The sequence below is a fragment of the Falsiruegeria sp. JB4-1 genome (assembly GCF_055693495.1).
In genome coordinates this window covers 2,326,778-2,340,492 of the sequence record NZ_JBVFTZ010000001.1, presented here as the reverse complement: position 1 = coordinate 2,340,492, position 13,715 = coordinate 2,326,778, and the positions used below count along the sequence as shown (strand labels likewise).

The 13,715-nt window shown below is 55.4% G+C and carries 10 protein-coding genes and 3 pseudogenes; 4 read left to right on the top strand and 9 right to left on the bottom strand.

Features of this window, described 5'->3' with window-relative positions; genetic code table 11:
* The 8 genes and pseudogenes from ACZ1HE_RS11965 to mepK all read right to left on the bottom strand — a co-directional run bounded on the left by ACZ1HE_RS11965 (nucleotide 1) and on the right by mepK (nucleotide 7,968).
* Entirely contained in the window at nucleotides 1-1,884 is a 1,884-nt protein-coding gene (locus ACZ1HE_RS11965; RefSeq protein WP_472621053.1) for an AMP-dependent synthetase/ligase, read from the bottom strand.
* Between the two features lie 5 nt (nucleotides 1,885-1,889).
* Nucleotides 1,890-2,664: pseudogene (locus tag ACZ1HE_RS11960) on the bottom strand (ABC transporter ATP-binding protein).
* Nucleotides 2,661-3,425 carry an ABC transporter ATP-binding protein gene (locus ACZ1HE_RS11955; protein ID WP_472621051.1) on the bottom strand — a complete coding sequence of 255 codons (765 nt, stop codon included), beginning with the start codon at nucleotides 3,423-3,425 and terminating at the stop codon, nucleotides 2,661-2,663. Before ACZ1HE_RS11955 ends, ACZ1HE_RS11960 begins: the two are co-directional and overlap by 4 nt.
* Nucleotides 3,422-4,519: a branched-chain amino acid ABC transporter permease gene (locus ACZ1HE_RS11950; protein WP_472621049.1), complete on the bottom strand. Its 1,098-nt coding sequence runs from the start codon at nucleotides 4,517-4,519 to the stop codon at nucleotides 3,422-3,424. Before ACZ1HE_RS11950 ends, ACZ1HE_RS11955 begins: the two co-directional genes overlap by 4 nt.
* Before the next feature lie 4 nt (nucleotides 4,520-4,523).
* Nucleotides 4,524-5,400, bottom strand: a pseudogene (locus tag ACZ1HE_RS11945) (branched-chain amino acid ABC transporter permease).
* Nucleotides 5,401-5,480: 80 nt separating this feature from the next.
* Entirely contained in the window at nucleotides 5,481-6,509 is a 1,029-nt protein-coding gene (locus ACZ1HE_RS11940; RefSeq protein ID WP_472621047.1) for an alcohol dehydrogenase catalytic domain-containing protein, read from the bottom strand.
* On the bottom strand, nucleotides 6,506-7,183 hold the full coding sequence (locus tag ACZ1HE_RS11935) for a TetR/AcrR family transcriptional regulator (protein WP_472621045.1): 678 nt from the start codon (nucleotides 7,181-7,183) through the stop codon (nucleotides 6,506-6,508). Before ACZ1HE_RS11935 ends, ACZ1HE_RS11940 begins: the two co-directional genes overlap by 4 nt.
* A gap of 215 nt (nucleotides 7,184-7,398) precedes the next feature.
* Entirely contained in the window at nucleotides 7,399-7,968 is a 570-nt protein-coding gene (gene mepK, locus ACZ1HE_RS11930; RefSeq protein WP_472621043.1) for a peptidoglycan L,D-endopeptidase MepK, read from the bottom strand.
* Between the two features lie 361 nt (nucleotides 7,969-8,329).
* Between mepK and ACZ1HE_RS11925 the strand changes: the two genes are divergently transcribed.
* The 4 genes and pseudogenes from ACZ1HE_RS11925 to ACZ1HE_RS11910 all read left to right on the top strand — a co-directional run bounded on the left by ACZ1HE_RS11925 (nucleotide 8,330) and on the right by ACZ1HE_RS11910 (nucleotide 12,590).
* Complete coding sequence (locus ACZ1HE_RS11925; RefSeq protein ID WP_472621041.1) at nucleotides 8,330-9,940, top strand: L,D-transpeptidase family protein; 1,611 nt, start codon at nucleotides 8,330-8,332, stop codon at nucleotides 9,938-9,940.
* Between the two features lie 36 nt (nucleotides 9,941-9,976).
* Nucleotides 9,977-11,068, top strand: a complete 1,092-nt coding sequence (gene lpxD / locus ACZ1HE_RS11920; protein ID WP_472621039.1) for a UDP-3-O-(3-hydroxymyristoyl)glucosamine N-acyltransferase — start codon at nucleotides 9,977-9,979, stop codon at nucleotides 11,066-11,068.
* A gap of 33 nt (nucleotides 11,069-11,101) precedes the next feature.
* Nucleotides 11,102-11,360: pseudogene (locus ACZ1HE_RS11915) on the top strand (acyl carrier protein).
* Between the two features lie 21 nt (nucleotides 11,361-11,381).
* Nucleotides 11,382-12,590 (top strand): beta-ketoacyl-[acyl-carrier-protein] synthase family protein, encoded by a 1,209-nt coding sequence (locus tag ACZ1HE_RS11910; RefSeq protein WP_472621037.1) that lies wholly within the window; start codon nucleotides 11,382-11,384, stop codon nucleotides 12,588-12,590.
* Between the two features lie 54 nt (nucleotides 12,591-12,644).
* Here ACZ1HE_RS11910 and ACZ1HE_RS11905 read toward each other — a convergent pair whose 3' ends face one another.
* A complete protein-coding gene (locus ACZ1HE_RS11905; protein ID WP_472621035.1) occupies nucleotides 12,645-13,277 on the bottom strand; it encodes an invasion associated locus B family protein in 633 nt (210 codons plus the stop codon).
* Nucleotides 13,278-13,715 lie beyond the last annotated feature (438 nt).

Here is a 13,715-nt window from a genome sequence, read left to right as displayed (position 1 = left end):
TCAGTACATGTCGTCGATCAGATGCGCGTGCGCCTTTTCAACATAGCTGCGCTTGAGCTTCATGGTGGCCGTAAGCTCCTCATCCTCGGCCGTCAGAAGCACGTCGATCAGGCGGAAATCCTTGATCTGTTCGACCCGCGCAAACTCCTTGTTGACCGCCTTAACCTCTTCGGCGATCAGGTCCTTGATCTCTTGTGCCGCGCAGAGCGAGGCAAAGTTCGAGAACGGGACCTTTCTGTCCTGAGCGTATTTCTCGACGTTCTCTTGATCAATCATAATCAGCGCCGTCAGGTACTTACGGCGGTCGCCTATGATCACCGCGTCCGAGACATAGTGGCTGAACTTCAGCCGGCTTTCGATCTCGGCAGGGGTGATGTTCTTGCCACCTGCGGTGATGATGATGTCCTTGAGGCGGCCGGTGATCTTCAGATAGCCATCCGAGTCAATCTCGCCGATATCACCGGTGCGCAGCCAGCCGTCGTCGGTAAAGGTTTCCGCCGTCTTTTCGTTGTTGCGCCAATAGCCCATGAAGTTGTTCAGACCCTTAGTCTGAATTTCACCATCGTCCGCGATGCGGATTTCATAGCCCGGAACAGGTTTCCCGATCGAGCCGACCTTGTTCTCTTCAAACGTGTTGATCGAGCCCAGACCGGATGTTTCAGTCATCCCCCAACCTTCGAGCAGGGGCACACCAATGGCCCAGTACCATTTCAGCAGGTCAGGCGAGATTGGTGCGGCACCGGACCCGCCACGACGCATGTTGTCCATGCCCAGCATTCGGCGCAGGTTGCGCAACACCAGTCGATCCCACAGCCAGAACTTGGCGGCAACACCAGCAGGCACCGGTTTGTTGTCGAGCAGATACTCAGCTCGCTCGAAGCCCGCTTTCAAAGCCATGCCAAACGCCGCGCGCCCGGCAGGTGTGGCCTCTTGTGTCAGGATCAGCACTTGGGAATAGATCTTCTCCCAAACCCGCGGCACGGCCACAAAAGTGGCAGGCGAGACCTCTTGCAGGTTGGCAAACACCGTTTCGGGGCTTTCGGCGAAATTTACGGTCGCCTTGCAGGCCAGCGGAAAATAGATCGACACGTTGCGTTCCAGGATGTGACAGAGCGGCAGGAAACACAGCTGCTCATCCGTTTCCTCGACCGGCAGGCGATGTGCTCCCGCCTCGATTCCGGCCATCACGTTTTCCTGGCTCAACATCGCGCCTTTGGGCATGCCGGTGGTGCCTGATGTATAGATCAGCAAGCCGATGTCCTGCGGCTGCGCCTTGTCGATCTCGGTTTCAAACGCGCCGGGCTCTTCTTTTTCCGCCTGCTGGCCGATCTTGTATAGGTCGTCGATCATGATGCAGCGATCATGGTCCAGATCATGCAGCCCTTCGTCCTCAAGGATGATGACGTTCAGCAGGCCGGGAACCTCGGCCTCGATCTGCAGGTACTTGTCCAGCTGCTCTTCGTTCTCGACGATCAGAAAGCGGCTGTCGCTGTCATTGATCAGATAGGCGAGCTGTTTGGCGCTGTCGGTGGTGTAAACGCCCGAGGCGATGCCGCCGACACACTGAATGCCCAGATCAGAATAGGCCCATTCCTTGCGGTCCTCGGACAGGATCGACACGACCTCGCCCCGTTGAAGACCCAGCTTGCGCAGGGCAAGCCCGATCCATTTGGCATGGGTCCAATAGTCGGCCCAGGAATAAGTCTTCCAGATGCCAAAGTCCTTTTCGCGGTGCGCGGTGCGTTTGCCCAGTTCGGCGCAGCGTTTCTGGAACAGGGACACGATCGTCTGTGTGCCGTCCACCATCACCGGGCGCTGGCCCGGTGTTGCGTTGTAGGACACGCCGTTGATCACGGTCTGGGCGGGTAGGGTGGTTGCATCCATCTGGCTCACCTCCACGTTTTCTTGCGTTTCCAGCGGCGGTTTTCCCGCTCGCCTTCTTCTTGCACACCCAGATAGAAGTTCTGGATGTCCTCGGACGCCATCAGCGCTTCGGCGGTGCCGTCCATAACGATGCGGCCCACCTCCATCACGTAACCATCATGCGCCAGGTTCAGCGCGGCACTGGCGTTTTGTTCCACCAGCATCATGGTCATGTTCTGCTCTTCATTGAGCCGTTTGAGGATGGCAAAGATTTCCTGCACCAAGAGAGGAGATAGCCCAAGGCTGGGTTCATCCAAGAGCATGATGCGCGGGTTGGCCATCAGACCCCGACCGATGGCCAGCATCTGCTGCTGCCCGCCTGAAAGCGTGCCGGCCTCTTGATTGCGGCGCTCTTTCAGGATCGGGAAGTAACTGAACACCAGTTCCCGGTCATGTTCTATCTGGCCCTTGTCAGTGCTGGTATAGGCCCCAAGGCTCAGGTTTTCGTCGACGGTGAGCAGCGGGAATACCTCGCGCCCCTCGGGGACATGCACGATGCCTTGTTGCACGACTTTATGCGGCTCGGACCCTTGGATTTCCTTTCCGTCAAAGGTGATGGTTCCTTTTTCAGGGTCCATGACTCCTGAGACGGTTTTCATCAGCGTTGTCTTGCTTGGCGCCATTGGCGCCCAGAATCGAAACCACGCGCCCCTCGTGCACATCCAAGGACACGCCCCGGATCGCCATGATCGGCCCGTAGAAGCTCTCGATATTGCGAATTTTCAGAATGGGTTCGCTCATGATGCTTTCCCCAGATATGCCTCAATGACGGCGGGGTGCGATTGCACCTCGGCCGGGGTGCCAAGCGCCAGTTTCGCGCCATCTGCCATGGCCAGAACCCGGTCGGACACGCCCGAGACCAGCCCCATGTCATGTTCCACCATCAAAACAGTGATACCCATCTGACGGCGGATATCGTCGATCCACCACCGCATGTCTGCCGTTTCCTCAACAGACAGGCCCGAGGCCGGTTCATCAAGTAAAAGCAGCTTGGGATCGGTAGACAGGGCGCGCGCCACCTCGACAACTTTGCGAACGCCGTAAGGCAGTCCGGCAATCATCTTGTCGCGATAAGCCTGCAGGTCGAGGAAATCGATCACCTCTTCGACTTTTTCTCGGTTCTCCATCTCCTGCCGTTTGGCCGAGGGGGTGAAGAACAGTTCCGACACCAGATTGGTCTTGGAATGACGATGCCGCCCAACCAGCAGGTTTTGCAGAACGGTGGCATGTTCGAACAGTTCGATGTTCTGAAACGTCCGCGCCACGCCATAGGCCGCAACACCCGATGGTTTGACCTGCAACAGGTCATGTCCGTCGAACCGGATCTTGCCCGCATAAGGGTCATAGAACCGCGAGATCAGGTTGAACACGGTCGATTTGCCCGCCCCGTTGGGACCCACGATAGCAAACACTTCGTCTTCTTCGACACTGAACGACAGATCATCCACCGCCGTCAGCCCGCCAAACTTCAATGTGACGTTTTCAAGCTCAAGCAAGCTCATCTCAGGCGCTCCGTCTTGAGGTAGGATTTCTGCCGCTTGAACATGTCCTTGCGGTAGAAGGGGAAAAGCTCGAACCAAGTGCGGATCTTGAGCCATCGGCCATAGATCCCCATGGGTTCAAACAGGATAAAGGCGATCAGGATCATGCCGAATATGCCGAACTCGAGCCCGGGAATGGCCACGGTCGAGCCACCAAAGACAGCGCCGACGTATTCCTTGGCGATCGACAGGAACTGCGGCAAGAAGCCGATGACGATCGCGCCGAAGAACGCTCCGTGGATTGAGCCGAGCCCACCGATGACAATCATCATCAACAGCTGGATCGAGATCACGACGCTGAACGTCTCGTTGTTGAACGCCCCGGCATATAGCCCCATCAGGGCACCCGCCCATCCGGTGACCATACAGCTCAGACCGAACGAGATCGTCTTGGTGCGTGAGATATCCACGCCCATGGCCTGCGCCGACACTTCGCTGTCGCGCACGGCGATGAACGAGCGGCCCAAGGGCGCGCGCAGCAGGTTGATATAGCCAAGCGTGACCAGCACCACGACGCCAAGCGTGAGCCAATAAAACTCATTGGGTGTGCCCCAGCGATCGACCATGAAACCAAAGACGCCAACCGATGGCGCGTATTTGCCCGCAACACCGCCGGTGATCGGTTCGGCCAGAACGATAATGTCATCCATCAGGATCGACATCGCCAGAGTAAAGATCGCCAGATAGATGCCGTGCAGGCGCAGGGCAGGGACCGCGATGGTCGCCCCGATGATACCCGTGATCAGACCAGCAACCGGAAAGGCGATCATGAAGGGTACGCCAGCCTCAACCAGGATAATATTGGCGTAACATCCGATGGCCAGGAACGCGGCGTGGCCCAGGCTGGCCTGGCCGGTGTGCCCGGTCAGAACCATCAACCCCAAACCCGCAATCGCCCAGATCAGCACGTTGGTAAGTTCACCCAGATAGAAGTCATCCAGCAGCCACGGCGCGGCAATCGCCACGGCCAGAAGCAGCAGATAAAGGCTCAACTGATATCCGTCCTTCCAAGGGCGAATGTCTTGCATGTAGTCGGTTTTGAATACGATCCGCATGAACTTATACCTTCTTTGTGCGCACTTGGCTGAACAGCCCGTGCGGACGGAAGATCAACACCGCAAGCAGCAGCGCGTAAGGCGCGATCTGGCTGTACCCGGCAGCGATATATCGGCTGGCGAAAGGTTCGATCACGCCGACGATCAGGCCACCTGCCAATGCACCGGGCAGCGAACCAAAGCCACCGATGACCGCCGCGGCAAACGCCTTGATCCCAATGAGGCCAGTGGCCGGATCAACGGACCCCTTGGCTGCGAAAAGGAGCCCCGCAACACAGGCGACAACTCCGCCAAGTGCCCAGATCAGCCCCTGCACCTGCTTGACCGGAACCCCCATGTAATAGGCGGCCAACTGGTTTTGTGAGGCCCCTTGCATCGCCAGGCCCATCTTGGTTTTGGAGAAGAAGACATACAGAGACCAGGTCAACAGCACCGTGACGATGATGACGGCAACGTCTTCCATACCCAACACAAGTCCGCCAAGGGCAAGCTCTTTGCTAAGCCAAGGGGTTTTGCAGGGTCTGCGGCTCGTGACCCCAGATCAAACCCGCCACAAAACGGATCACAAAGCCAAGCGCGATGGTCAGGATCACCACCGATGTTTGGCTTTCGCCGAACATCTTACGGATCAGGAAGCGATCCAGAAGATACCCAAGAACGGCCATCAATCCCAACGAGATTGGCAAGGCCATCCAGAATGGCAACCCCATGTATTCCGTGTTGGTAAGCCCGATAGTTATGAATGCGCCCAGCATCATGAGATCGCCCTGGGCGAAATTCACGGCCTCGGTCGCCTTGTAGATCAGCACAAAGCCAAGCGCGATCAGGCCGTACACACAGCCATTCGCCAGCCCGCTGATCAGCAGCTGCAAATTGTCCAAATTTTCCTCCCTGCGCCGGTTGTCCGGCTTATGCAACTGCCCCCCTAGATCCTCCACATCATCGGGGGCGGTCACCTGTACTATGGCGTGATCATGACCTTTCCGTCAGTCTTTTTGAGCGCATCCGCCAAACCTGACACAACGTCACGAAGGGGTAGGTGCGCTGAGACGTCGGTTTTCCAGCGGCCATCTGCAAATCGTGCCTGAACTTCGCCCACCACACGCGCCTGATCAGCGGGCGGAGTGGTCATCATCCAGCTTGTCAGCCAGAATCCTTCGATCTTCTTCCCCATGAAAACGAGCTGTCCCATACGCGACAGACTGGGCAATTCAGCGTCCAACTTGCCGTAGCTAACCCAGCGAGCACGGTTTGGCATGGCACAAAAAATCTTTTCGGATTGCTGATTGCTGACCGCATCCAAAAAGACGCGCGGCTTCAACTTGGCGCTGATCTTGGCAAATTTATCCAACATCTCCGGATCGCTGGTCACCAGTACCTCGGCGGCACCCAACTCTTTGAGAGGCTCGATCGCCTCGGCCCGGCGCACAAGCGCGATGGGCTTGAGCCCTAGATCGCGCCCCAAAGTGCACATCAGTTTACCCAACTGACTTGTGGCTGCTGAGATGACGAAAGCATCGCCTTCGGATTGTGCAATGTCCACCATGGCCATGGCGGTCAGCGGGTTGACGATCTGCGCTGCGCCATCCTCGTCCGAGACATCGGGGCGCAGAGGAATGCACATCTGCGCCTGCGTCACGACATAATCTGCCCAGGCACCCGAACCCGCAGCGACAAAGGCCACGCGCTGCCCGGCCAGAGCTTCGGCACCTTTGCCGGTGGCCACTACATCGCCGCAGCCTTCGAACCCGGCAGGGTGCCCCTTTACACGCGGTTGCCCGTACTCACCCTTTATGAAATGCAAATCCGATGGATTCACCGATGCCATTCGCAGTTTGAGCACGACCTGTCCTGGACCCGGAGAGGGCACAGCAATCTGCCCGTTTTCAAGATAGTCGGAAGCGTCAGCAATAGCCGGGCCGGTGGCTTTACCGGAATAGCCGTCCCCGGTTTGCAGGACAGCGAACATGGTTTCTGGAATCTGTGTCATGCAAGTACCTTATGTGATTGGGTTGAATGCCGGGTGAAGCTCTCTGAACTCAGCCCGAGACCGGACATAGCGAAGCGCACAATATCATCCACGATCGCCTGGCGGCTTTCGGGTGTGTCATCCTCTCTGGGTCGAAACCAGAATACCGGTCCGTTGAGAACACTCATGAAACTCTGAATAGTTACCGAAAGCTGGGGACCAACAACAAGATCTCCATCTGCGACGCCCTGAAGCACGACCTCTCTGAACCGTTGTTCATACAGATCGCGGCGGGTTAGGTGTGCTTCCATTGCTTCGCGTTGAAACTGAGTGGTTGTCGAGTAGCGCAACATCTGAAGGCCATCCATCAGGACGTGCATATAAGGCAAGTCATCAAGCATGGAACGAGTATGACCTGCGGACATGTCATAAAGCCGTTCCGCCGCTGACGCCTTCAGGTTGTAGCCTTCTTCGGATGCAGCGAACACAAGATCCATCGCGCGGTCACGAACTGCGTTGAACAGATCCATTTTCGAAGGGAAATAGTGGTAAACCCGCCCTTTGGTCGCCCCTAAGTGCCGTGCGACTGTGTCAATTGATGTGGCTGCAAATCCCCGGCTTTGGAAGCATTCGGCTGCTGCGCGCAAAAGTTCCTCGTATCGATCATTCCGGGTCTGTGTCGCAGCCTGAGCCATGGTTCCGGTTCCCTTCAATTTCGGGCAAAGTTCAACATACTACTCGGTATGTAGTCAATCTGGAAGCCGTGGTAACGTTGGGGAAGGTGAAGCTAGGTTATTGAAAAATTTTTACAAATAGCTTCTAGAGATATTAGGCCACAAAACAAAAAACCCCTCAAGCTCTGTGCTTGAAGGGTTTGCAGTGGTTCGCGATAACCGGGTACGCAGGGGGGTTAGCGCCCCCAGTTGCGAACTTCTCCGCAGTCCATATGGACAAAGTTAGACCGTGAATAGCTTCCTACGCCGCCTGCACGGCATGTTTGAGCTGCGCGCGCGATCTGACCGACCGAGCGTGACGACAGTCTCAAATCTGCTGCCTGCCCCTTCATGTGGAGAGAGTTTTTGGCTACACCGCGTGACCGGCGGCGTAGCATAGCGTTCGTCTGTGGGCTGCGATAACCCGACAAAAGCATATACGGCTCGTTGACATCCATGAGGTTGTGAGCCGCGGCCATTATGTCGATCGTGCGAAGATCCATCGACTTGACTTGATCGGTGCGCCAATCGCGCATGAAATGGTTCACTTCCTTGACCGCGTCCTTGATGTAGTCGCCGTCAATCCAATAGACCATGTCGATCCGTTCACCGGTCCGGCCCGAGTACATTCTGATGCGCCGAATATCTCCGCCGCCGCGCAGAAAACCTGCGGCGTTTGAGAATGTGGGAGCTGCTGTGATTGTGGTTGCCGCAAACGCACCCAATAGGGCGCGTCGGGTTAAACCCGAAGAGCTAATGTCCGCCATTTCCTGTGTCGTCCCGTACGATTCCTGCCTGCGCACGATGTTACGTGCACTTTGTTTGTATCCATCCCCAGATGCAGACTGTATGGCACAGACAGATTCGTGAGCCAAGAAAGGAATGCTGCAAGTTTTAGTTAGGGGGAATTTTCGGCGATTTTTTGCGCAAATATGAACATTTGCCTTATAGGCGCCTCATTTATCAGCTGCAGCGGGGGCTCTATCGCGAAGTCGATGCATGTGGGCATCAGGTCCGCGGACATTTTTCATTGTGAAGAAAATGTGAGTGGACATCACGCGGTCAAGTTTTGAAACTTGATGAACACCCGTTGATTCACATATTCTTCAAGACCTCAAGGACCATCCCATGCAGGAAATGTTTCGGCGTCCTATCGCCAGAACCCTGACCCAACTTCTGAGCACGGCAGGCCTGCTCCTTTTTCTTAGCTCGCCGCTTTCGGCGCAAGTAACGGCGTTCAAGCAAGCTGTTGCCGAAGCAGCCTCTAAGAGCAGTTCTGTTGCCAAGTTCTATCGTGAAAACGGGTATCACCCCATCTGGACAGGGGATGAGCCTGAACACCAGGCCCGAAGAGCGGCGTTGGTTCAGGCACTATCCAATGCAGATGTTCATGGATTGCCGGTCGACCGCTACCGTCTGGATCAATTGATGGAAAAGATGCGGACCGCGCAGACGACGCGCGATCTGGGATTTGTTGAGGTTGCTCTCAGCCGCGCATTCGTAACTTATGCAAGCGACATACAAACAGGCGTGCTCAGACCTTCGACCATTGACGACGGCATGGTGCGCAAAGTGGAACGTCGCGAAGGCGACGAATTTTTGCAAGAGTTCCGCACACAAACACCGGGCGCATACTTGAATTCTCTACCGCCTGCGTCGTTGCAGTATCGGGCCTTGTTGAAAGAAAAAATGCGGCTCGAGCACCTGTTGGGCGAAGGTGGATGGGGTGCGGCGTTGCCAGTTCGAAAACTTGAGCCAGGAAACAGCGGTACATCAGTTGTCGACCTGCGTAACCGCCTGATCGACATGGGTTACATGGAGCGCAGTGCAAGTTTGCAGTATGATAGTGCTCTGCAAGAGGCGGTTCAGTCGTTTCAATCCGCCCATGGCCTTGAAGCAGACGGGGTTGCTGGCAAGGAAACCATTGCTGAGATCAACAAAAGCGTTGGCGACAGGCTCAAGTCCGTCATCGTAGCGTTGGAACGCGAGCGTTGGTTGTCCAGGGATCGCGGCAACCGGCACGTTTTGGTCAATCAAACGGATTTTTCGGCAAAGATCGTGGATGAAGGCCATGTCACGTTCCAAACGCGTTCGGTCATCGGCAAGAATACCAGCGATCGGCGCACACCCGAGTTTTCGGACGTTATGGAACATATGGTTATCAACCCCAGTTGGTATGTTCCGCGGTCGATCATTACCAAGGAATATCTGCCTAAACTGCGAGCTAACCCTGGTGCGGTGGGACATTTAGAAATCACTGACAGCCGCGGTCGTCGTGTAAGCCGTAACCACAACTTTGCCCAGTATTCCGCGCGCAGCTTTCCTTTTGCGATGCGCCAACCACCGGGAAAGAAAAATGCGCTTGGTTTGGTGAAATTCATGTTCCCAAACAAGTACAACATCTATCTGCATGACACGCCGCAAAAACATCTGTTTGCGCGCGAAGTGCGGGCCTATTCCCATGGCTGTATTCGTTTGGCTCAGCCGTTCGAGTTTGCTTACGCCTTGTTGGCCCGGCAGAGCGAAGCGCCAAAAGACTTTTTTCATCGCGTTCTGGATTCCGGCAAAGAAACCAAAGTTGAATTGGAAAAACCCGTGCCAGTACACATCATCTATCGCACCGCCGTAATCTCACCGAAAGGTCAGGCCGAATATCGCCGCGATATCTATGGTCGTGACGCAAAGGTTTGGGAGGCGCTGAGCAACGCGGGGGTGGCCCTATCTGCGGTTCGCGGGTAAGCAACAAGGACCACAGCAAAATACATGGGGTCCAACATGAGCTTTACCGTCGGAGAAATTGCGCAAGCTCTTGGGGCAGAAGCCAACGGAGATTTGGATCTTCGGATCGAAAAAGCTGCGGAACCGCAAGACGCGACGCCCGATGCTCTGGCTTTGGCTATGTCTCCCAAATATGCAGATGAACTTGGCACTGGCCAGGCATTGGCCGCAATTGTCTGGCCAGGGGCAGATTGGCAGGCGATGGGGTTGAAGGCGGTAATCTTTGCACCACGACCTCGGATGGCCATGGCCGGGCTAACTGTGATGATGGATGCGGGGCAGGGCGAAGGGCAAGGTATCCATCCCTCTGCCGTAGTGGACCCATCGGCTCAAATCGGAGACAATGTGTCTGTCGGCCCGTTGACCGTAATCAGTGCCAATGCTCGTATTGGCGCAGGGTCTGTCATCGGGGCACATTGCTTTATCGGGGCTGACGTGTCTTTGGGTGAAAACGCGCATTTTCGCGAGATGGTGAGCATCGGAGCACGGGCGAAAATCGGCGATAGGTTTCGGGCCCAACCAGGAGTGCGCATTGGATCAGACGGGTTCAGCTTTGTGACTCCCGAGATTTCTAATGTCGAGAACGCGCGCAAATCCATGGGGGATACCGGTGATGCAAAAGCACAAAGCTGGGTGCGCATTCATTCACTAGGAGCGGTTGAAATTGGCGACGATGTGGAAATTGGGGCCAACTCGACCATCGACAACGGTACGATCAGAAACACGGTGATCGGTTCGGGAACCAAGTTGGATAATCAGGTACACGTTGGACACAATACGCGCATCGGGCAAGATTGCCTGCTGTGTGGCCAGGTTGGCCTGTCCGGCTCTATTGAGATTGGTAACAATGTGGTTCTTGGAGGGCAGGTTGGCATTGCGGACAATCTGTTCATTGGCGATGGAGTGGTTGCAACAGGTGCGACCAAAATACTGTCAAATGTCCCGGCAGGCCGGGTCATGATGGGCTACCCGGCCGTAAAAATGGAAACACATACAGATATTTACAAAGCTCAACGCAGGTTGCCGCGCATTTTACGTGACGTTGATGCGCTGAAAAAGGCGGTTTCCAAATTGACCTCAAGTGATTAAATCAGCCTCAGATCATTTATCAGAGGACTGATTATGAGCATCAACGACCGTGTTATCGCGATCATCGCAGAGCAGGCCGTTCTGGACCCTTCAGATGTCACTCCCGAAAGCACTCTGGAAGACTTGGGCATCGACAGCCTTGGATTGGTAGAGAGTATTTTTGCGATCGAAGAAGAGTTCGACATTTCGGTACCCTTCAACGCAAATGAACCAACCCAAAGCGATTTCGATATCTCGAACGTGGCGGCCATCGTGGCTAAGCATCGAAAAGCTCATGTCCGAGAAAGCATAACGGGCAAGCGGGAACATCACGATGAAACGCGTTGTCATCACTGGGGCCGGAACAATCAACTCTTTGGGCCATTCGGTGCCAGAGACGCTGGAAGCAATGCGCGAAGGTCGGTGTGGAATCGGCCAATTGGAATTTCGCGATGTCGAACGTCTTTCGATCAAGATTGGCGGGCAGGTCCGCGGGTTCGAGGCAGAAGGCCAGTTCAACCGTCAACAAATGTCGTTATACGATCGATTCACGCAATTTACATTGGCCGCAGCCAAAGAGGCGATCCATCAATCCGGTCTGACGTTTCATGGTGATCTGTCAGCGCGCTCGGGAGTGGTTCTGGGAACAGCAGGCGGAGGTGTCAGCACCTGGGACGACAACTATCGTTCGGTGTATGAGGACGGAAAAAACCGTGTTCACCCATTTGTTGTTCCAAAGCTTATGAACAATGCAGCGGCCAGCCACCTTTCGATGGAATACAATCTGAAGGGACCATCTTTCACAGTGTCGACAGCCTGCGCGTCTTCCAACCATGCCATGGCGCAGGCCCTTGGGATGGTTCGCAGTGGCATGGCGCCGGTCATGATCACCGGTGGTTCTGAATCGATGCTCTGTTTCGGTGGTGTTAAAGCATGGGAAGGACTGCGGGTCATGTCCAAGGACGCCTGCCGCCCGTTCAGTGCCAATCGAAACGGAATGGTGCAGGGCGAAGGTGCTGGGATCTTTGTTTTCGAAGAGTATGAACATGCCAAGGCTCGTGGAGCCGACATCCTGTGTGAAGTGATTGGTTCGGCCATGTCCTCGGATGCAGCGGATATCGTTATGCCATCCAAACAGGGGGCTGCCCGAGCGATCTCTGGCGCCCTAACGGATGCAAAGTTAAATCCTGAAGATGTCGGTTACATCAATGCGCATGGCACTGGTACCGCGGCAAACGACAAGACCGAATGCGCAGCAGTTGCAGGTGTATTCGGCCAACATGCCGACAACCTGATGATCAGTTCAACGAAGTCCATGCATGGGCATCTGATTGGTGGGACGGGCGCCGTAGAATTACTCGCCTGCATCATGGCCCTTCGCGACGGCGTTGTTGCTCCGACGATTGGTTATGAAGAACCAGATCCGGAATGCGCGCTGGACGTGGTTCCTAACGACGCCCGCGACGTCGATGTCGACGTCGTGTTGTCCAATGCCTTCGCCTTTGGCGGGCTGAACGCAGTATTGGCTCTTCGTCGCGTCTAAACAAAAAACGCCACCTTAAATGGTGGCGTTTCCTTTTCGCGCGTGGTGCCGAGATCAGTTCGTGACGACGTCCACAACATCATAACCCGCCGTAAATCCAGACAGGGACAGATCCAGGCTGATGGTTTGATCCGGTGCAGGAGCTGGCACCAAGGACACTGTCGCCTTTGCCCCTTTCTTCATCGCATCAATATCGACCTGGGTCAGGCCAATCTGAGCAACACAGCCGATCGGATTGCAAAAAGAATAGTTGTAACGTTTGCCCGGCGCACCATCGATGGCGATGGTCAGTTGCGCAGGCAGCAGAGTCTCGAGCGGGACAACGATTGTCGCTCCGGCAACGGCTGCCTGTTCACCTGCAAGCCGGAACAGAGAAATCTCGGCCATAGGGTTGTTTGAAGGATCAGTCATAACCTGAAGCAGCGAACAGGGGTCCTGCTCCTCTTCGGTTTTGACGCAGGCAAGATCCCAATCGCCGAATTTTTCTTTAGAATAGCGCTCACCAAGTTTTGGGCCCTCGGACACGGGCTGTCCCAAATCCAGTGCTTCGGATCCGGCCAACGGCTCGGCTTGTTCTGTCTGTTCGGTCTGGGGGGTATCTTCCTGTGTTGCTGTCTCTTGAGCGTGGACTGCGCCGGTCAGCAGGATGGTCGCCAAAGAACTCAGGCCAATAACGGATCTAAACATGTTTGCCTCATACATTCAGTACTGCTTTGGCCCGCTGTACCATGCCTTTGGCGCGCTGTCAGTGCCATTCGACCAGATTGTTTTGAATGAGCGGACACAACGGGATTTTACCCCAGTCAGAAATAAGAAAAGGAGACCATAAAGATGGTCTCCTTTTCATATTTTGCTCCCCGTCGGACTGGCCGACTTAGTTATTGGGGGGACGTTACGAATTGAGGCGGCGTCGGTCAACAGGCAAGGTCAGATTTTTTACAACCGATTGAGAAACAGCCAGGTAATGGCCTGATCTCGTCGAAAAAAACCGTGCCCTAGGGCACGGCCAGTCAAACAGGGAGGAAGGTGTTCGAAACCCTCAGAAACTTCAGACCCCGAACAAGAAAGAACTATGGCAGCGAAAGGTTAACTTTGTATGCTTGCAGCGAAACGATGCAAAACGGG

Coding starts and splice junctions, on each gene's coding strand:
- mepK (WP_472621043.1), bottom strand. CDS start 7,968: ATGGCGGACATTAGCTCTTCGGGTTTAACCCGACGCGCCCTATTGGGT.
- lpxD (WP_472621039.1), top strand. CDS start 9,977: ATGAGCTTTACCGTCGGAGAAATTGCGCAAGCTCTTGGGGCAGAAGCC.
- ACZ1HE_RS11905 (WP_472621035.1), bottom strand. CDS start 13,277: ATGTTTAGATCCGTTATTGGCCTGAGTTCTTTGGCGACCATCCTGCTG.
- ACZ1HE_RS11925 (WP_472621041.1), top strand. CDS start 8,330: ATGCAGGAAATGTTTCGGCGTCCTATCGCCAGAACCCTGACCCAACTT.
- ACZ1HE_RS11940 (WP_472621047.1), bottom strand. CDS start 6,509: ATGACACAGATTCCAGAAACCATGTTCGCTGTCCTGCAAACCGGGGAC.
- ACZ1HE_RS11965 (WP_472621053.1), bottom strand. CDS start 1,884: ATGGATGCAACCACCCTACCCGCCCAGACCGTGATCAACGGCGTGTCC.
- ACZ1HE_RS11950 (WP_472621049.1), bottom strand. CDS start 4,519: ATGCGGATCGTATTCAAAACCGACTACATGCAAGACATTCGCCCTTGG.
- ACZ1HE_RS11935 (WP_472621045.1), bottom strand. CDS start 7,183: ATGGCTCAGGCTGCGACACAGACCCGGAATGATCGATACGAGGAACTT.
- ACZ1HE_RS11910 (WP_472621037.1), top strand. CDS start 11,382: ATGAAACGCGTTGTCATCACTGGGGCCGGAACAATCAACTCTTTGGGC.
- ACZ1HE_RS11955 (WP_472621051.1), bottom strand. CDS start 3,425: ATGAGCTTGCTTGAGCTTGAAAACGTCACATTGAAGTTTGGCGGGCTG.